Origin of the sequence: Peribacillus sp. NPDC097198 (assembly GCF_044762055.1) — a bacterium.
Classification (GTDB): Bacteria; Bacillota; Bacilli; order Bacillales; family DSM-1321; genus Peribacillus.
In genome coordinates this window covers 352,093-371,576 of the sequence record NZ_JBIWDO010000005.1, presented here as the reverse complement: position 1 = coordinate 371,576, position 19,484 = coordinate 352,093, and the positions used below count along the sequence as shown (strand labels likewise).

The window sequence follows — 19,484 nt, the reverse complement described above, 5'->3', positions numbered from 1 at the left end:
AACTCCTCCGTGATGCTGATATTTTGGTTGGCGAACCAAAAATATTTTAGCACCATGGGAGAGTTTTTTTAATACCATGCTGAAAGCTTTTTAGAACCCTAGGCCTAGCCTAGGGTTTTCTTTTCTACAAAAAAGGCAGAAATGTTGTGATCGACATTCCCGCCTTTTGGGACAGTCCCTTCTCTTCCAAAGATCAACCAAAGAATAAATCGAGCAGGTTACTTCCTGTTGACGATTGCCTATTATAAAACTCCGAATACCCGCACTTCTTGCAATACACAACCGTAAATTGATTATTTTGGACATCGAACATCTTTGACAATCCTGTTCCCGTCATTGCCACGTCCTTCTTAGCCGCATCATCACTACCGCATTTTATACATCCTTTTTCACTCATGATTCCTCATCTCCCGATCCATTGAATTCAATGTAAGTTTTCTTCCGTCTGCTTTTTCCTGGAAAAGTCTATAAATCTTGTTCCCTGGAAGGTTAACGTGCCGATATCTCCTTCAGCAAGCAAACCAAACTCCTTGCCTGAAATACGAAATTCCGTTCGATCACCACTGTCAAATTCACATGTAATAAAGTAGGTCGTAGAGGAAGAATGCGAATGGACATGGGTATCATGGAGATGATCATGCCTTGTGACATTCGTCCGTTTGCTTATGACATGTGCCGGAACAGATAAACGAGGCAATTCTTCGTTTTCCTTCCACTGGCTAAGGCCATTGAATACATTCACTATGAATAGTATGAGAATGATAACAAAAATAATCCCTATAAATACTGGTGCCGCTGAGAAAAGCCAATCCCCTCCACCAACATCAACATCGTACATATGCTATCCCCCTTGTTTTGATAATAAGCTATACGGATAATCTGAAAGATAGTTTCAACCTGTCCAATAAATGTATTTTTTGATACACAGATAAACACTCGAAAAACCCTTGGGATCTCCGAGCGTTTTTACTTTTTATATCTTAAATTGCATAATAATATTTATCTTTTGTATAAGTTTACTTTACTTTTCTATAAGTATAATGTACTGTAAGATTATGGTAAAATAGGAAGGTGACGACTTTGAAGAAAGCAGTTGAGGATTATGTTGAAAATAAAGTATATGAACACCGGGTTTTAAAAAGATTGTCTCAAAAAGAATTGGCTGCCGCTGTGGGAGTATCCAAACAAACCATTTATGTGATGGAAAAGAATAATTACTCACCTTCTCTTGTTTTAGCTTTTCGAATAGCTGATTTCTTTAACGTAGAGGTAAACGATATCTTTATTTATGTGAAAGGGAGTGAACAAAATGAAAATTGAAGAACTATCAAATTCAGTCTTTTATCCTTTAAAAACCTGGACAGATGAATCAACTGGCAATTGGAATATGCTTATTGGTATCAGCTTTGTATTGCTTATAGTCGGAGTGATCCTCATCTATGTATTCTATAAAAAAATGGGTGCGGCTGACGAAAGGACCATTCAAATATCTTTAAAAGGCGCCCTCATTATGCTATATGGAGTCATTTTATGCGACATCATCTTCCCGAAAGAATATATGTGGCAAATTTTCTTCTTATTTAAATATTCTCTTGCTTTCATAGCTTCCGGAATATATCTAGCTTTTCGATATAAAAAGGACTTTTTAAACTAATATTGTTCTAGATGGACTTGAACATAAATAAGAGAACGTACAACAGTGACGTTTCTTCCATAACAAAACAGCCACTTCCTTTCTGGAGGTGGCTGTTTTAAATAAGTTGATGACAACTAAAATAGTACGGATACACTTATCAATTTTATTAAACGCATTCTATTACACTCACATCGAATCCAGAACCAGTGAAACGAGCAGCCCCGCTGAAGCGAAGATTCCAGTGATTGGACCTGAGTCTTCATACGCTTCAGGCATCATGGTGGACGCAACCATGGCAATGATTCCTCCACCTGCAAAGGCGGCCATTCCTGCCATCATCGCTTCCGATGCTTGATCGAGGAAGAGATAGCCCCCCAGTGACGACATGGCCGAAATGATCAATACGGAAAACCAGAGAGCCATGATTTTCTTCTTCGAATAGTGGCTATTCACTAACCCCGTCGTACTGGAAAGTCCTTCTGGAATGTTGCTGATAAAAATGGCGATGACGAGCAACCAACTGACCGCCCCGCCACTGATCAAGCTGGCACCGATCATGATCGACTCCGGTATCGCATCCATCACGGTCCCAATAAAGATGGCCAACCCAGCTTCCTTTGTAGAAGCATGATTGGAGCGTTTCCTTTTAGATGCACCCTTTTTGGAAACAAGAAAATCCAAACCGGTAAACACTGCTGCACCCGCTATGAAACCTATGGACGTCGCCACGATTCCCCCATCCCGAACGGAATCGCCTAAAAGCTCATAGGCGGCTGCCCCGATTAAAACACCCGTTCCAAATGCCATAATGTAACCGATCGCTTTCTTTTTAATTGGAACAAATAAAGCCATAAGCGCCCCAAGCAAAACGGCCGAACCTGAAACTCCACCCCATAAGACTGCGTTCCACATGGATCTTCCTCTTTTCTTCTTTTTATAAGTTAGTACCCAAGATGGCCCTGTGCCAAACGAACAGGAAATCTAGAAGTTTAAGGGCCATTTATAAAAAAATGCATATTTCATGTCATGTACCCATCCCAATAACTTTGTAGGACCAATGGGTGCTACTCAACCTACTGGAATCACTGTGGTACTGGTTTAGCAGAGTTCGGATTTATTTACAACACAACAGCTCAAACAGTGGCTGCCGGAACGGATGTTACTTTTGATACAACTGGAATAACTACACCTGGTATTACGCATACAGCTCCTTCAACCGATATAACCGTTACCACACCAGGAACCTACGAAGTTACTTTCTCGGTATCGACTTTAGAACCTAACCAATTTGGTTTATTAGTAAATGACACATTGGTTCCAGGTTCCGTTTATGGATCCGGTTCAGGTAGCCAGGAAATTACCGGCCAGGCTCTGGTCACCTTAGCTGATGGGGATGTTCTCACCCTACGAAACGTCACAAATTCGTCTATCACTCTTCCGACTGGAACAGGGGGCGCAGCAGGTAACACGAACGCTTCTATTATTCTTAAAAAGTTGGATGCAACTGCTTAATACTCTATATGAACTCCCCATTTTTTATGATGGGGAGTTTTTCCTTGAAACCCTTCTCTCCACCTGCACTAAACAGTATTTTTTTACCATTTTTCAATATCCCATACAAGCAAAGTTCTTTAGACACTCGTAAATTAGCATGTTTTTTCTATAATTTACCACCATTACGTGAAAAGGAGAAGGTATTAATCCTTATTTTTCCAGAATCGGTGTTCCTACAAACTATTCATTTTGGCTGATTCGAGTTTATCGCCCTATAATCCGACATTTTTCTCATTCATCTGTTTGCTATCATTATGGGAACATCTGTGTTCTACATACTGGCCAACTAAAAAGAATGGAGGTGTAATGTACCTGTTAGATTGGCCAAAGGTGCTGCTCTTTGAAAATAGAATAAGGGGGAATTAACTTGCGAAAGAAACGAAGGACGAAGTGGTTAGCGATAGCATTTGTCATCATGCTTATTGGATCACTGATCATTCCAACGAACTCCATCGCTGCATCTACAAACAAACTCCACACCTCTGCTAAAGATGAATTAGCGGGAAAGAATCAAAAGAAAGTGGCCTCTAAGGTCTTAAAACAGTTTGAAAAAGATGAAAAGGTAACCTTTCTCGTTAAACTCAAAAAACAAGTAGACACCAAGGACGTATCCTCAAAAGCTGCCAAAACAGCAAAATCACAAAAACTATCTGCAAATAATGCAAAGTTACTTAAACGTTCGAGTGTGGTCTCGGAGCTTCGCGCTACTGCTCTTGAAACACAAGTCGATATCAAGAACTACTTAGAAAAGCAAGAAAAAGCCGGCAATGCAAAGGATATTCAATCTTTTTATATCGTTAATGCGATTGCCGTGACAGCCACGAAGGAAGTAATGGAGCAAATCGCCATTCTTCCGGAAGTAGATAAAATCATGCCGAATGAAACAAGACAGCTTATTAAACCGGCAAGCAAGACCGTCGCTTCTAAAGCTGTTACAATCCCAAAATCAAGTAAAACCAAAGCAGACACATCTTCCATTGAGTGGAATATCGAAAAAATCGGGGCTCCGGCTGTATGGGATATGGGCATTGATGGAGCAGGAACCGTTATTGCTTCTATCGATACAGGCGTCCAATGGAACCATCCGTCATTAAAAACCAAGTACCGCGGATATAACCCTGCCAACCCAGATGTCGCAAACAATGAATACAACTGGTTTGATGCGGTGAGCGGACAAGCTTCACCATATGATGATTTAGATCATGGAACTCACACAATCGGTACAATGGTAGGCTCTGAGCCAAATGGTGCCAATCAAATCGGAGTGGCTCCAGGCGCTAAATTCATCGCAGTTAAGGCGTTTTCTGCAAATGGAGGTTCAGATATTGATTTATTGGAAGCCGGTGAATGGATAATCGCCCCAAAAGATGCGGCAGGTAATCCTCATCCTGAGAAAGCACCGGATGTTGTCAATAACTCTTGGGGAGGCGGAGCTGGCCTTGACGAGTGGTACCGTCCAATGGTACAAGCTTGGAAAGCAGCTGAAATCTTCCCTGAATTTTCTGCTGGAAATACGACATTAACGAATCCCGGCGGAGCTGGTTCAGTAGCTAACCCAGCCAACTATCCAGAGTCTTTTGCCACTGGCGCAACAGACATTAACAACGTAGTCGGAAATTTCTCTTTACGGGGTCCATCTCCATACGGAGAAATCAAACCGGATATTTCCGCGCCTGGTGTTAACATCCGGTCTGCTGTTCCTGGTGGTGGCTATGAAGGTGGCTGGAATGGAACATCGATGGCTGGCCCTCATGTCACAGCAGTCGCTGCTCTATTAAGACAGGTAAATGCCAGCTTAACCGTTGACCAACTTGAGGAAATTCTACTGACAACGGCGACACCTTTGACAGACAGCAATTACCCGACAACGCCTAATCATGCATATGGTTATGGCCTAGTAAACGCATTTGACGCGGTCTCTTCCGTTGTAAGCGGACTGGGTAAAATCGAAGGTCAAGTAACCAAGTCTGGTGATGACACAGAAGCAGCAGTCATTTCCCATGAAGCACCAGAAAATTCGTATAAAAAAATGAACCTAAAGCTTCAAGCTGAAGTATCAGATAATGTAAGTGTCACTGCCGTTAAACTCAGCTACAAAAAAGCGGACGGAAGCTGGGCTGAAGTCAAGGCAGAGAGAAAGAATGGTGATTATAAGTCTGGAACGTACGAAGCCACGATTCCAGGTTCTGATCTGACTGGAAATACAGTCACTTATAAATGGATTGCAACCGATTTTGGTGGATCCGTCACTACTTCCGATGCTTATTCCACTGAGCTATTGCCTGGAATCAGCGTGGGCTATACAGAGGATTTTGAAGAAAATCCAACTGGATGGAATTCTTATGGCACAAACAATAACTGGGAATGGGGCATTCCGACAAGCGGACCTGGATCAGCAGCATCCGGTCAGAAGGTCTATGCTACAAACCTGGCTGGAAACTATGCAAATAGCGCCAATATGAGCCTAGCCATGCCTCCGGTCGATGTACCAGAAGGCACAAGCTATTTACAATTCAAGCACTGGTATGAACTGGAAAGGAACTATGATTACGGTCATGTATTTATTTCCACAGACGAAACAAACTGGGTCCAAGCTGCCCGTTTCAATGATAAGTCAAATACTTGGATCGATGGTGAAGTAAACCTAAGCGAATATGCTGGAGAACGGATCTACATCGCCTTTAATGTCACATCAGATAGTTCCGTCCAAAAACCGGGCTGGTATATCGATGATGTTAAATTGGCCAATACTTCGATTCTACCAACGACAAAAGCAAAAGCAGGATTAGGCGTCAATAAGTCTGATTCTTCGGTATCGGCTAAACCGCAAGTGAATCCTGATAAAATCAAGCCAGTTTTGGAAAAAGAACAAAAAGAAGCTGAAAAAGAACAACCTGCACCAGTGCTTCTTCCATTACAGGCACAGGTAAGTGTTTTAGAAACAGGACGTTCTGTATATACAAACCCACAAGATGGTTCATACCAACTTACACATGCAACAGGCTCATATACCATGCAAGCAGAAACATATGGGTATCGTTCACAAACAGCGCCAGTCAACATCGAACAAGATGCAACATCAACAGCTAACTTTACTCTTCAAGAAATCCCTAAAGGAACAATCAATGGTACCATCACCAACAAGGTTACTGGTGAACCCGTCTCTGGTGCTACCGTTTACCTTCTAGAGGATGCAGCCATTCAGCCCGTAACAACAAATGCAGACGGTGAATACTCACTAACTGCTTATGAAGGAAATTACACATTAAAAGTCATGGCTCCTTCTTATTACGGCAATGAAGCATCCGTGACGATTTCTGAAGAAACTAGCACGAAAAACATCGAACTAAAACCGTTCATCGGGTACCCAGATGAAATCAAGTATGATGATGGAACAGCTGAAAACGCTCGTGCCTATAATGCGGCAGGCAACAGCTGGGCTGTAAAAATGTCCTTGGCTTCAGGGAATAAAACGGCCAATGTAACCGGCGCTCTTTTACGCTTCTGGGATACAACATGGCCTACCCCAGGTGGGACTGAGTTCCAAGTTTCCGTATATGATGCTTCAGGAACAGACGGATCACCTGGCAAGAAAATCGCAGGTCCTTTCACCGAAACAGCCTTACGTAACGGTCAATGGACACATGTTGATCTTAGCGAACATGGAATCATGGTTGAAGGCGATTTCTTTATGGTTTATACCCAAACAAAAGCCAATCCGAATGCACCAGGTCTAGCTACAGATGAAGATGGACCGAATGCAGGACGAAGCTGGCAGGGTGTAAGCGGTGCTTGGTCACCAGCCCCAACTGAAGAAGGAAATTACATGATTCGGGCAACTGTCGATTACGAAGTAAAAGAACCTGTCATCACCTCTCCTAAAGACGGTTCTTATTCGAATCAAAAAGAAGTAACCGTTGAAGGTACATCCGCACCGACAACGAAAGTGGATATTTTCAACAAAGGGGAAAAAGTAGCAACGACAGATTCTACGAATGAAGGAACATTCTCCGTTCCTGTCACATTAAACAACGGGGAAAACACATTGACTGCAAAAGCGCGGACTAGCCAAGGCACAACTGAGGCATCCGCTCCTGTAACGGTGATATTGGATACGAAAAAGCCAACACTCGCCATTACTTCACCAACTGATGGCAGCAAAGTAAACCGCGAAACGGTAACCGTGAAGGGTACCATCTCGGATGAAAACCTGGATTCAGTTAAAGTGAACGGGAAGAAGGCCGAAGTGAAAGATAACACCTTCTCTTATCGCCTTCTACTTGACGAAGGAATCAATAAAATCAAAGTAGTCGCTCTAGATAAGGCAGGCAATTCAGTCACTAAAACCATCTCCATCGATGTGAAATTCACAGCTCCAGAAATCTCTGGTTTAGTGCCAAATCAGGATAAGGTCTTAAAAAATGGGGAATCCGTCAAAATCGAATTTGACAGTGAACCAGGCCTAACCGCAGATTTCTCCATCTTGATGCCTTTGACAAATGCAGGAGGCGTTGCCAATGCAACGGAATTACCAATGAAAGAAACATCATCAGGACATTATGTCGGCTACTACACAGCCACAACGAATGTAAAAGCACCAGGTGCCGTCGTTGAGGTAAAAGCCCAAGATAGCTATGGTAATGTTACAACACAACGAGCAACAGGTAAGCTTTGGATTAACGCTCAAAAGTAAAAGGAAAAAGCCATGCCTTTCAGCCTAACGGCTGGGAGCATGGCTTTTTTTTATGAAAACGATTAAGTAACTGTTTACCTATTAATCTACTATCCTTTTATGACGTCAGGACGAGATTTCTTGGTAAACAAATCTGTGTATAAACACTTGCCTAGGTAGAGCAGTACAGCTGCGTCATCAACCTGTCCGAAACCTACTATAAAATCCGGAATGAGATCCGTCGGTACAATCACATATAAGATGGAAGCTACTAGAGCTACCTTTGTTTTCTTCGTTAATCTATTAAACACGGGCTGGTCAATCTCCTTTAAGACGAGTTTCATTCAGTATAGCGCACAATTCACGTAAAATCGATTCTTAAACAGAGCTGAAATCGATATAATTCAACCACGGATAGGATTAATTCGACCATACAAGCTGATAATTCAACCATCAACGCCAATAATTCGACCGATACACGCATTAATTCGACCGTCAGTCTAAAGAAGCCTTAAAGAAAAGACCCTCACCATGTAAGGGCCTTCCGATGACTAAAAACCTAACCAGTTTTCGATCAGTACGACGATATACAAAACAAACCAGATCCCCTGTAGCAGAAGCGCAGCACTGAACAACCGGCTTTTCATGTATTCATCCCGGATGAAAAGCCTCCAGGTCAGCATCAGAACCACCGATACACCTGGAATCAAAATCGCGGTCATCATGAAATAGTTGGATGCGACATTCCATACAAGCTGAAAAGCAATAATGATAAATGCAAGTAGAAAATGAACCTTTTCCTTCCGTGCCCGGATGACCCAAAGTAAGGTAAGCACCACTGTCGCAAGCAAGATGATTTCTGTCGCCACGATGAAGAAGATATCATATAACGTTACTCCGTCCAAAGCAATCCTCCTTCTCATTACAAGATCGCTTATATGTATATGCCACTCGGACGGAAGAATTGAAAAAGTTTATTACGTTTCCTCCAACAAAGGAAATCCTTCCTACAAAAAATGGTCTTTCGGTAAGTCTATAGCCCTTTACTGGAGGAAGAATTCATTTTCTAATTGTTTCTCTGCTTCAAGCTTGATCATGGAAAGAAACTGCTCCCACGTTAGGTTCTCTCTTAGTCTATTTTCCCCACACTGAAATTCGTCTATCATTTCACTTATGTCATACCATACATTCAGCTCATTAAAGTGTTCGCGAACCACTTCATACACTTCGTAAGCTATATGGGCGACATGTTTATCTTCCCCTAAGATTTGTCTTAATAAGTGATATAAGTAGGCTTTGGCACACTCTTCATGCGTAGGCACTGGCATTTCCCATTCTTTTATAACCCTTTGAAAATAATCTTCTACCTCGAATTGGTTAAGAGGTTCTCTAAAGGATGCTAGGATTTTTAATGAGTTCACCGAAGAATCATCCGTTAATTTTTGATAAGCCCAATTAACATAATCAATAGGCTTTGCTTCTCCTTCATATCTTTTATAATACAGGATTGTCGTATCCATGCCCGTCCCCCATTTGAAATCGCCCTTTAATAATTCATACCTTATTAATAGAAGGAAAGCAATTCTATAAAAAAGACCCTTTCGCTTAAGCGAAAAGATCAGTTTTTACTACTTAATATTTATACGACTGTCCACCGTCGATTGGGATGACGGCGGCATTGATGAAGGTTGCTTGTTCGGAAAGCAGGAAAGCGACCAAGTACCCGACCTCTTCCGGTTTTCCAAAGCGTTTCATCGGGTTGACGCTGACGAATTCCTTACCGGCTGCCTCCCAATTCTCGCCACCCATCTGTTTCAAGGAAGCTTCGACCATCGGCGTCATGATCGCACCCGGGGCAATCGCCTTGATGCTGATGCCGTATTGGCCATACTCGATTCCGGAGTTTCGCGTCAGTCCGACGACACCATGCTTACTTGCCGCATAGCCTGATTGGTTCCCCACGCCGCGGATTCCACCGACAGATGCCGTATTGACAATTGTGCCGAATTTCTGCTTTTTCATGATTTCCAGTACATACTTCATCCCGAAGAAAACCCCGTTCAGGTTCACACCCACCACTCTGCGGAACTCATCGATTCCATAATCCTCCGTCAGGTTCTGTTTTCCTTCGATCCCGGCGTTATTGAAGAAACTGTCGATGCGGCCGAATCGATCCACCGTTTCATCCACATACTTCTTCACATCACCTTCCTTTGAAACGTCCGCCGTAATCAAGTGCACTTCCGCCTTGGGCACCGCTTCGCGAATCAATTTTTCCGTGGTTTCCAAAGAATCACTTTTCACATCCACCAAGGAAAGTTTCGCCCCTTCTTTGGCCACTTGCAGGGCAGAAGCCTGTCCCAGTCCAGATCCGGCTCCTGTAATCAACACGACTTTATCATCAAAACGATTGTTCATGTTCATACCTCCATTTAAAAAAAGTAATCAGACTCGCTGATATTCTTCCCTACCTGGTTTCAGTCATTCGTTTTCAGATCATATTCACTGAAAAAATTGTCAGAACAAATGAAGGAACACGGAAAAGCTTCTTTAAGAGGCAACGCCTATCCATCCCCCCTAATGTCATCTATTTCTTGTAGCACAATATCATTAGATATTCCAAATTCAGCTTTTTTCTCTGTGAAACTTTTACCATCTAAAGGTCCAGTCACTTCGTCTGTAGTCACTTCCAGTATCCAAAAGCTCACGTTCTTTTCATCAGGAGTTTGATAGCCGTTGTCGTCATTTTTCAAACCGAGCTGCTTTGCGATAATATATTTATCATCCCAAGCAACTTCGGTAACTTTCGCAGGAATGACGCCGGTTCCCCAACTACCTTCACTAACTTTTGGTGCAATCTTGACTTCGTCGGCTGATGTTTTTATAACAGAATATCCTCCAGGTAGGTCCATATCATAGTCAGATGGGCCTGGACAACCTGTTAAGAATAAGAGTGAAAGTAAGCTCAATAATAAATAACGAAATAATTTAATTTGCATTACATTCTCCAATCCACGATGATTCAAAAATTCATCAAACAACTCCGTTATATCTATATCTGCTAGAACAGGTGTAGTTGTTGAATGATCAGGAAATTTAATCAAGAGTCGCGACTGAATTTTGGGTTTCTTCTTTTGATATTTATTATAGAATAGTAGTTATGCCTATACAGTGGACGCACAATACTGGGCATAGATTGAAAACGAAGTGATTGGGAGGAAAATCGGTGAAGAAATGGATTATAATTTTAGTGGTGATTATAGCGATAGGAACGTATTTCGCATGGTCTAAAGCGCATTTAGAAGAGCCAGTTGTAACGTCAGTTCAATTTGACGAAGCTGCTAAAACTCTAGCAGTCTCCTATATAGTGGAGCAAGATGATAGTACGTATGTAATGGAGATTGCACACGATACAAAAGGTTTTTATCCGGATAGTTCGAACGGTAAAGGGAATAGGGAGAACAATACACAAGTACTTGCAACACAAGATGGCTATGAGCTGCGGGAAGATATTGTCGACCTGACAGACGATCAACTCGCGTATTTCTTATCTCTTGAAGGACGTGCCGTATCCGTTGACATATCCTTTAAAGACTATTCACCAATTCAAACCATACTCGCGATTTTATTGAAAGATGAGGCCGCTGAGGTAACAAAGCAAGGGGATGCACTCCTCTATACATTTACAGCACCTGAAGATATAACGATTGAATCAATTGGTCACCATGACAGCGAAGCACTGATTTCCTTTGACGAAATTGAGTTCCCCTTAGTTCTTAAAAAAGGACAATCCGTCGATGTTCAAATTGAGGAGCCGTATAAACTTAGCTCAGACGATGAACTGCTCATGGAAATCACCACAACAAAGAATCAGTCGTTTACACAGCATTTCCGTTTGACGCAGTCCATTCCAGAAGGTTACTTAAAGCAAATCGTGAACGAAGCGAATGAAGAATAGACGTAATAAAAGTGAACTAACTAATTACTGTTCGGTGAAGGGCTAATTTTATAAAGAAAATAAGATTTTTTAATCCTTAATGAACTTACAAACCTGTTCGTTCATTAAGGTTACTTTGTTATGAAAGGATAGATCCTACTTTAATACATCCTTGAGGAAGAAAATGATAAGTGATTATAAAGTTGTATTTCTACTTAAAATTAAAATAGAAGAAAAATAAATGAATAATTTTTTCGATTATATAACAATGATTTGATTTTAAATGTAAGAGATTGTTAGAAGCACAAATCATGTATTTGTAAGTATAGTTGGAAGTCTTTAATCAACAATCCATTAAAAAAGAGTGTCAATCCTTCTTGGATCAGTGCCCTAATGCGAAGCTTATTTTAACATCGGACATGTTTTTCGTATGAAAAAGAGGATGCATGCCTTTATTTCAACATCCTATCCTCTAATTCTTGGTTTCATTCAGCTGTCATTACGTTGTACTTCTTTAATATGTCCATTGTGATGGCTTTAGCGTCCGTGCTTGTTCCGGCAATATTCGTAGCAAAACTATATGCCCGGTTGTCTGTTTTGATAAAACCGACATACCAGCCTATACCTGACCCTTGCCCTGTTTTCCCGTAAAGGGTAAAGTCATCCCCTTCCTTCTGGATCATCATGCGTTTCACGGTTTTCATGACATCCTTATCAAAGGGAAGGTTCTCTTTATATAGTTTCTCCATAAAGTCTACTTGTTCTATTGGTGAAATTTCGAGTGAACTGCTTAACCAGAACTGGTCGATGCCTCCACTAATATCTTGGTTGCCATAAGATATGGTACGAACCCATTCCTCCATTTGCTTCTCTCCAATGTCACGAGCCATCGCTTGATAATACCAAACGACAGAGTTTCTCATCGCAGACCCAAGCGTATGATCTTGGTTCCAGGCCTCAATCTCCCGCTCAACACCATCCCAATACTTAATGTCATATTCATCTTCTACAGCTCCAACTTGCAACCCAATCAAAGAATTTGGCACTTTAAAAGTCGATTGCGGTGCAAATCGTTGATTCGCACGTTCCTGGTTATAGACGAATGTCTTTTCTTTTTTCAGATCACGTAATATGAATGTTCCGTCATGGTTCGTAAAGAATTCATCGACTTCCAGCTTCTTAAGATTCAGGTTGTCCTTGGCAGCGTTCGCTTCACTTGGCTGTTGAACACTTGTAATGAATAGAACCACTGCACCCATGCACGCTAAGAAAAAAAGCAAATTCCTTCTATTATTCATATTCCCTTCCTCCCTCTGACTATATTTCCTGCCAATCTATCACATTAAATATAACAAAAATATGGAAAAGCCAAAATGATGCTATTATACCGTTAACCGAATTTATTTGGACTTGAGCCGGAAATCACGTTTACTTTCATTCATGAACTTCGGCTTCTGAAACGTACTATTCGTGTCTTGAAGACTTCTCTTTTTAAAGGCAGAGAACCCCATGATATCTTCCGTTTTCCATATCCAACGCGTTTCTTTCTCTCCCCCATGCAGGTAGTAGACATTGTTATCTAGTATGTTCCCTTTGTTTTGCTTGAAAGGGTTACTGATAAGGAGATTGGAATCACCCGCGACCATGATGTTGTTTTCGATTCTATTATGGTTTGTATGATATTGAAGCAATACCTGTCCGCCCTCTTGAAATTCCGTATCATTTTTATACAGGACGTTGCCGGTAATTGTACTGTTTATGGTGCTTCCTCTTTTCCTGTCATACCCGCCTATTGCGATACCTGCACTTCTATTTTCATAAATCGAATTGTTTTGTATGGTGATGGAATTAGTAACTTTGCCCTCATGCTCGCTAGCCGCTTCGATTCCTATATCGTTTTTATAAACCCTATTCTTCTCGATAACGATATCTTTACCACCGTCGACATAGATTCCGCCAGCCGCATATTGGTTTCCGTAGGCTGGATTTCCGTAACTGGATATTTCATAGACTGTGTTGTTACGGATGATGCCGTTCCTTGCCTGATCGAATTTTTCTACAGGAGACACGCCTTCAAACCCAATAACATCGATTCCGATATTGTCATTTCTCCTGACGATGTTATTTGTAACCTGGAAGTTTGATATATTACCATTCAGCACCAACGTTTCACTGGCACCCAGTTTCATCTCTTCTAGTGTATTGCCTGAAAGGATGATATCTTCAATCGCTTGCGGTGCTTCGGTGCCATAAACAGCAATCCCATGGGCATTCCCGTTTTCATGCAGTGTTTCAATATGATGAACATGATTACGCAAAATACGGATACCCTTTCCGCTTCCGCTAACAGATATTCCAATTGGCACTAACTCTTCTTGTTCGGTTTTGTAATGTTGGATGTCCAATCCATCGATGGTAACGTAGCTTTGATTATGTATCGATACTAAACCCTGGTCATCCCATGAAACCTCTAGGCCCCTCCCATCGATGATCGCCTTTTCTTTTGGGTAGGCCTTAATGGTGATAGGGGCATTTTCTTTGCCTGATTTCCGTATGACGACTTGTTCATTGTAGACTCCTTTTCGAACATGGACAGTTGTACCCGGTTTTGCTAAATCGACGGCTTTCTGTATGGTTCTTAAAGGTTCTTTCTTACTTCCGACGTTTTTGTCATCCCCAGCGGAAGACACATACAATTTGTTGTTTTCCTGAGTGGCTTGCCCGGATAGTCCATACAGGACAAGCCCAATAGAAAAGGCTAACAAAAGAAACAGTACGGCTCTTCTTTTCTTGTTCAAAAACACGCCTCCCCTCAACTTCTTGTTTGTCTTCTAATACTCTGAACCCCATGCTGATAAAAAGAATCTTCAACAAAAAAAGGTTAACCAATAAAAACAGGTTAACCTTATCATACGACTCGCCAAGATCATTGCAACCCCGTTAACAGTTCTGCTTGAGTTCCGCCAACGCTTCACGATCGGCAATAATCAATACATTTTTATGGTGTTTTAGGATGGAAGCTGGGACTTGCTCATTGGTTGGTTCAGATAGTAGTTTGTATAAAATATGGGCCTTTTGCTTTCCGGACACGAGGAGTACGATTTGTTTACTCTTCATGATCGTCGAGACTCCCATCGTCACCGCGTGTTTTGGTACGTCGAAGGGATTATCAAAATAGCAGGCATTTTTTTCTCTTGTGGAGGCTGTAAGCTCCACTACATTCGTGGTGGAGGCAAAAGGTGTACCTGGCTCATTGAATCCAATATGGCCATTCACCCCAATCCCCAATAGCTGAAGGTCTATTCCACCAAGGTTTTCAATGAGCTCTTCATACCTTTGACATTCTGCTTGTAAGTCTGGTGCCATGGTATCCGGCAAATGAGTTTGTTGGATCGGGATATCGATATGGTTAAAGAGATGGTCCTTCATATATGTATGGTAACTAGTGGGATGATCTTTTTCCACTCCTACATATTCGTCCAGGTTCACAGTATGAACATGGCGATAGGAGGTCTGATTTTCCTGATAATCCTTCACTAAGTGTTGATACGTCCCGACCGGCGTTCCTCCAGTCGCAAGGCCCAATACAAGAGAAGGTGTCCGTTTTACCTTGTCCAGAATAAGGTGTGCTGCTTTCTGGCTCATTTCATCGTAGTTTTGAGCTTCAATGATTTCCATATTATTCAACCTCCATTATGCTATATGCCATTTCTCCTCTACAGATGGTCATGACCACTTCATTTTCCTCGTTCAAAATGACTAAGTCCGCATCTTTCCCTACTTTGATGCTTCCTTTTCTATCATCCAGTTGAAGCTGTTTGGCTGGGTTCAGGGCAGCCATTTCAATGGCATCTTCAAGCGGACAATTTGTATAGGATAAGAGGTTCTTAACCGCTTGCCCCATTTTCAGGATACTTCCTGCCAGTGTTCCGTCCGCAAGAACCGCCTTCCCATCTTTCACCGTCACGTCTTGGCCCCCTAAATCGTAGGTTCCGTTTTTCAGGCACTTCGCCCGCATGGAATCAGTAATTAATAGGAGCCCTTCTTTTGACTTTTGTTTATAGGCAAGCTTGATGATTTCTGGACGGACATGAATGCCATCCATAATCATTTCCGCTTTCAATTCATCACGCAAAAGGGCAGCTCCGGCAACTCCCGGTTCACGGTGATGTAGGCCTTTCATTTGATTAAACAGATGCGTGACTTGCGTTGCACCATCCGAAATCGCTTGATCCACTTCATCATATGTCGCATCTGAATGGCCAATGGAAGCCACAATTCCATGTTCCTTTAAATAACGGATTAATTCGCTTCCACCTGGCTGTTCCGGTGCAAGCGTAACGACTTTGACATGATCATTCGATAACTCATTCCACTTTTTAAAGATGTGTAAATCTGGATCGATCATATATTGCGCTGGCTGCGCCCCTGCCATCTTTGGATTGACGAAGGGCCCTTCTAAATGAATGCCAACGATTTCGGCCATTCCCGGTGGCTGATGGTCATCGATGTACTGACCGGCATTCATTAACGCGTTCTCGATGGCTTCGGGTTCCTGTGTCATGGTGGTAGCTAAAAAACTCGTCGTCCCTTCCATCGGAAGAGCTGCAGCCATACGCTTTAACGCTTCCTGCGTTGCGTCCATGGTATCGGCGCCATTTACGCCATGAATATGAATATCGATCATTCCCGGTATCACCTTATAATCCGGCAGGGCATGAAAATCAATGACCTCACCCTTAAACTCTAAGTCATTAATATCATCCATAGAACCAAAGGCAACGATTTTCCCATCCTTCGCCATTAAAAACCCACATTCAATCCTTTTTCTTTCACTGTAAATCGTTATATTATTAAGGATCATGCATTTCATTTTATTCACAAAATCCCCTTCTCTTATCCATGTATTTATGTTCACTATCCAAGGTTAAAAACCCTTTATTTATTTTCGTCATGCTTTGGGTAAATGGAAATGTAGTAAATAGCCAATCATCAACATGACTGGCTATCCTTATATTAGACTTTCTTACACTGCTTTAGACTTAGATTGCGGTTCTGGATGTAGATTAGGCTTCACATATTCTTCGTTTTTCGTATAAATGGTCAACCCTGTGGTGTTTTTGTTGAATTTCGGGAATAGCAAACTTACAACATAACCAAATCCAAAGGAAGTAATGAACGAGACGATACTAACGACGAAGGGTGTCAGGTCTGTTTGTTGCACGAAATAGGAGGTAATCGCACTTAAGAATAGACCGATCAATACTCCAGGTGTATTGGCACGTTTCGTGAATATCCCAAGAGCAAAGATACCGGCAATCGGAACACCGAATAATCCTGTGATAGCCAAGAACAAGTTCCATGTTTCAGCTTGATTGCTTGAAATGAGATATAAAGCGGCTGCCATACCCAGTACACCGGACGCGATAATGACAATCCTCGCCAATAATACATCACTTTTTTCATTTGCACCTAAAAATCTTTGTTTAAAATCGACGGTTACACAAGCGGAAATACTATTTAAACTAGAGGAGATTGTAGATTGGCAAGCGGCAAATATGGCGGCGATCAGTAAACCCGCTACCCCCGCTGGTAAACTTGAAACGATGAAATACGGCACGATGGCTGAAGTATTAAATCCTTCTGGAAGGGCTTCAACATTCGTATAGTAACTATAAAGGACGGTACCAAATCCAAAAAAGACAGGGATCGTGATAAGAGCCAAGATTCCATTGGTCCACAAAGACTTATTTGTCTCTTTGATTGAACTAGTCGTTTGATAACGTTGTACGACGTCTTGACTGGCTGTATATTGATGTAGATTATTAAAGATGGAGCCTAAGAAGATAATCGGAATGGCTGCCGTGACGGCACTGAACTTGAAACTGTCTGCCGTTACCACTTTCTTGTTGTTGACCGCATCATCGATAACTGTCGAGAGCCCGCCATCGATAGAGAAGATTCCCAGGACGACAAGTAAAATGGCACCGCCTAGAAGGATGATCCCTTGAATCACATCGCTCCAAATGACCCCTTCAATCCCCCCGAGGAACGTATAAACAATACATAAACCTCCAACCGCAAGAGCTATGATAAAGGGATTTATATCGGAAACGAGTGTAATCGCAAGCGTTGGCAAGTAGACGACAATCGCTATACGGCCAATGTGGAAAAGTGTAAAGAGTAAACTTCCTATCACGCGAAGAGATACACCGAAGCGTTCCTCTAAATATTCATAGGCCGTCGTGACATTCAGCTTCCTAAAGAAAGGAATATAAAAATAGATCAACACAGGTATGATGGCCAGTATTGATAGATTACCTGCTGCATAAGTCCAATCAGATAAAAATGCCTGTTCTGGTGTCGACATATACGTAATCGCACTTAACGTTGTAGCATAGATACTGAAACCCGCGGCCCAAGCAGGAATCTTACCACCTGCGGTAAAGAACGCATCAGTATTCTTACCAGATTTCTTTGTAAAATAAAGCCCCACTGCTAGCATCGCTAGTAGATAGACCACCATGACAGCCCAGTTAGCCACGCCAAAACTAATCTTCTCCATATAATACACCCCTCATCATAAAATCATTTTATAGAGCTTCCCTAAAAGGTAACAAAAGCGCCTGCCCCCTCTTCTTTTAAAAAAGAGTGGCACGGCCCTTGCGGTACATCTTGATTACAGAAAAATCAGATAGTTAAGTGTCCAACACATTCTATCTATGAGCTATCTTATAAGTTAAAATCTTTTACGAGTTGTTCCACTTCTTCCCTTTTGCTTGAATCAAATGGAGCCATCGGTTTTTTGACCGTACCTGCTTGGATGCCTTTTACATTCAGTACTTCTTTCAACGTTTGATATAATCCCAAATCTAGCACTCTTTCAATAAGGTCATTGGTGACGTGCTGAATCTCATACGCCTCCGCTACCTTGCCACTTTGCGCCAACTCCAAAATCTGTCTAGATCGCTTTCCATTGATATTATATGTACTTCCGATTGCCCCATCCACTCCTGAAATGGCTCCATAGATAAGCATTTCATCGAATCCAGAATAAATCAGTTTATCTGGGAATCTCTTACGAAGTCGCTCCAATAAGTAGAAGTCTCCATCCGTATATTTCACGCCGATGATTTTGTCATTTTGAAAGAGTTCCTCAAATTGATCCATGTTCATCGATACACCCGTTAAGAATGGAATGGCGTAAATGATCATATTATTGCCTGTATTATCAATGATCGTTTCATAGTAATGCTTGATCTCTTCAAAATTGAACTTATAGTAAAACGGCGTGACGGCTGATAGACTGTCGTAGCCAAGCTCTGTTGCAAATTGACCCAGTTCAACGGCTTCGTCCAGATTGATCGATCCTACCTGGGCGATTAGCTTGACCTCCCCTTTACTCTCTTCACTGACAATTTTGAAAATTCGCTTTTTTTGATCGGTAGATAGCATGAAGTTTTCACCTGAGCTACCATTCACATATAGACCGTCCACTTTCTGAACATCAATATTTTGTCTAACGATCTCACGCAAGCCTTGTTCGATAATCTTCCCATTTTCATCAAATGGTATCAGTAGTGCTGAAAATAACCCCTTCATATCTTAACCCCCTAATTAGTTTGAAAAATTCAGATAACAAAGATATAATATTGTCAGACCAATTTTTATTTACAAATTTATCA

19 protein-coding genes are annotated in these 19,484 nt (G+C 41.8%); 5 read left to right on the top strand and 14 right to left on the bottom strand.

The features are described 5' to 3' along the window. Positions 1 to 193 precede the first annotated feature (193 nt). Positions 194 to 397 carry a zinc ribbon domain-containing protein gene (locus tag ACIQXQ_RS11905; protein WP_402873610.1) on the bottom strand — a complete coding sequence of 68 codons (204 nt, stop codon included), beginning with the start codon at positions 395 to 397 and terminating at the stop codon, positions 194 to 196. Positions 398 to 424: 27 nt separating this feature from the next. Further along, a complete protein-coding gene (locus tag ACIQXQ_RS11900) occupies positions 425 to 838 on the bottom strand; it encodes a DUF2500 domain-containing protein (protein WP_402957657.1) in 414 nt (137 codons plus the stop codon). Between the two features lie 233 nt (positions 839 to 1,071). Between ACIQXQ_RS11900 and ACIQXQ_RS11895 the strand changes: the two genes are divergently transcribed. Continuing rightward, positions 1,072 to 1,320 carry a helix-turn-helix transcriptional regulator gene (locus ACIQXQ_RS11895; RefSeq protein ID WP_402957655.1) on the top strand — a complete coding sequence of 83 codons (249 nt, stop codon included), beginning with the start codon at positions 1,072 to 1,074 and terminating at the stop codon, positions 1,318 to 1,320. After that, complete coding sequence (locus ACIQXQ_RS11890) at positions 1,310 to 1,654, top strand: DUF2178 domain-containing protein (RefSeq protein ID WP_402957653.1); 345 nt, start codon at positions 1,310 to 1,312, stop codon at positions 1,652 to 1,654. The genes ACIQXQ_RS11895 and ACIQXQ_RS11890 overlap by 11 nt, the downstream gene beginning before the upstream one ends. A gap of 168 nt (positions 1,655 to 1,822) precedes the next feature. Here ACIQXQ_RS11890 and ACIQXQ_RS11885 read toward each other — a convergent pair whose 3' ends face one another. Further along, on the bottom strand, positions 1,823 to 2,548 hold the full coding sequence (locus ACIQXQ_RS11885) for a ZIP family metal transporter (protein ID WP_402873598.1): 726 nt from the start codon (positions 2,546 to 2,548) through the stop codon (positions 1,823 to 1,825). A 228-nt stretch (positions 2,549 to 2,776) separates the two neighbouring features. Here ACIQXQ_RS11885 and ACIQXQ_RS11880 point away from each other — a divergent pair, with 228 nt between their 5' ends. Beyond that, positions 2,777 to 3,148 (top strand): BclA C-terminal domain-containing protein, encoded by a 372-nt coding sequence (locus ACIQXQ_RS11880; protein ID WP_402957651.1) that lies wholly within the window; start codon positions 2,777 to 2,779, stop codon positions 3,146 to 3,148. Positions 3,149 to 3,557: 409 nt separating this feature from the next. Further along, a complete protein-coding gene (locus ACIQXQ_RS11875) occupies positions 3,558 to 7,883 on the top strand; it encodes a S8 family serine peptidase (protein ID WP_402957649.1) in 4,326 nt (1,441 codons plus the stop codon). 89 nt (positions 7,884 to 7,972) lie between these two features. On the opposite strand, the gene ACIQXQ_RS11870 is transcribed toward ACIQXQ_RS11875, so the two are convergent. From ACIQXQ_RS11870 to ACIQXQ_RS11850, 5 genes are all read right to left on the bottom strand, one after another. Continuing rightward, complete coding sequence (locus ACIQXQ_RS11870) at positions 7,973 to 8,173, bottom strand: YkvA family protein (protein WP_402957647.1); 201 nt, start codon at positions 8,171 to 8,173, stop codon at positions 7,973 to 7,975. Positions 8,174 to 8,413: 240 nt separating this feature from the next. Beyond that, entirely contained in the window at positions 8,414 to 8,767 is a 354-nt protein-coding gene (locus tag ACIQXQ_RS11865; protein WP_402957645.1) for a hypothetical protein, read from the bottom strand. 138 nt (positions 8,768 to 8,905) lie between these two features. After that, complete coding sequence (locus tag ACIQXQ_RS11860) at positions 8,906 to 9,382, bottom strand: hypothetical protein (protein ID WP_402957643.1); 477 nt, start codon at positions 9,380 to 9,382, stop codon at positions 8,906 to 8,908. Positions 9,383 to 9,494: 112 nt separating this feature from the next. Continuing rightward, a complete protein-coding gene (locus ACIQXQ_RS11855) occupies positions 9,495 to 10,280 on the bottom strand; it encodes an SDR family oxidoreductase (RefSeq protein WP_402957641.1) in 786 nt (261 codons plus the stop codon). Between the two features lie 146 nt (positions 10,281 to 10,426). Beyond that, positions 10,427 to 10,861, bottom strand: coding sequence for a DUF3997 domain-containing protein (locus ACIQXQ_RS11850; RefSeq protein ID WP_402957639.1), 435 nt, complete (start codon positions 10,859 to 10,861; stop codon positions 10,427 to 10,429). A 227-nt stretch (positions 10,862 to 11,088) separates the two neighbouring features. Between ACIQXQ_RS11850 and ACIQXQ_RS11845 the strand changes: the two genes are divergently transcribed. Further along, a complete protein-coding gene (locus ACIQXQ_RS11845) occupies positions 11,089 to 11,820 on the top strand; it encodes a hypothetical protein (RefSeq protein ID WP_402957637.1) in 732 nt (243 codons plus the stop codon). A gap of 464 nt (positions 11,821 to 12,284) precedes the next feature. Here ACIQXQ_RS11845 and blaOXA read toward each other — a convergent pair whose 3' ends face one another. From blaOXA to ACIQXQ_RS11815, 6 genes are all read right to left on the bottom strand, one after another. Next, positions 12,285 to 13,097 (bottom strand): class D beta-lactamase, encoded by an 813-nt coding sequence (gene blaOXA, locus ACIQXQ_RS11840; protein ID WP_402957635.1) that lies wholly within the window; start codon positions 13,095 to 13,097, stop codon positions 12,285 to 12,287. A 102-nt stretch (positions 13,098 to 13,199) separates the two neighbouring features. Next, positions 13,200 to 14,597: a right-handed parallel beta-helix repeat-containing protein gene (locus tag ACIQXQ_RS11835; RefSeq protein WP_402957633.1), complete on the bottom strand. Its 1,398-nt coding sequence runs from the start codon at positions 14,595 to 14,597 to the stop codon at positions 13,200 to 13,202. Between the two features lie 142 nt (positions 14,598 to 14,739). Continuing rightward, positions 14,740 to 15,477, bottom strand: coding sequence for a glucosamine-6-phosphate deaminase (gene nagB / locus ACIQXQ_RS11830; RefSeq protein WP_402957631.1), 738 nt, complete (start codon positions 15,475 to 15,477; stop codon positions 14,740 to 14,742). A gap of 1 nt (position 15,478) precedes the next feature. Further along, positions 15,479 to 16,672, bottom strand: coding sequence for an N-acetylglucosamine-6-phosphate deacetylase (gene nagA / locus ACIQXQ_RS11825; protein ID WP_402957687.1), 1,194 nt, complete (start codon positions 16,670 to 16,672; stop codon positions 15,479 to 15,481). Between the two features lie 153 nt (positions 16,673 to 16,825). Further along, positions 16,826 to 18,364 carry a sodium:solute symporter family protein gene (locus ACIQXQ_RS11820; protein ID WP_402873566.1) on the bottom strand — a complete coding sequence of 513 codons (1,539 nt, stop codon included), beginning with the start codon at positions 18,362 to 18,364 and terminating at the stop codon, positions 16,826 to 16,828. Positions 18,365 to 18,531: 167 nt separating this feature from the next. After that, complete coding sequence (locus ACIQXQ_RS11815) at positions 18,532 to 19,401, bottom strand: N-acetylneuraminate lyase (RefSeq protein ID WP_402957629.1); 870 nt, start codon at positions 19,399 to 19,401, stop codon at positions 18,532 to 18,534. Between the last annotated feature and the right edge of the window lie 83 nt (positions 19,402 to 19,484).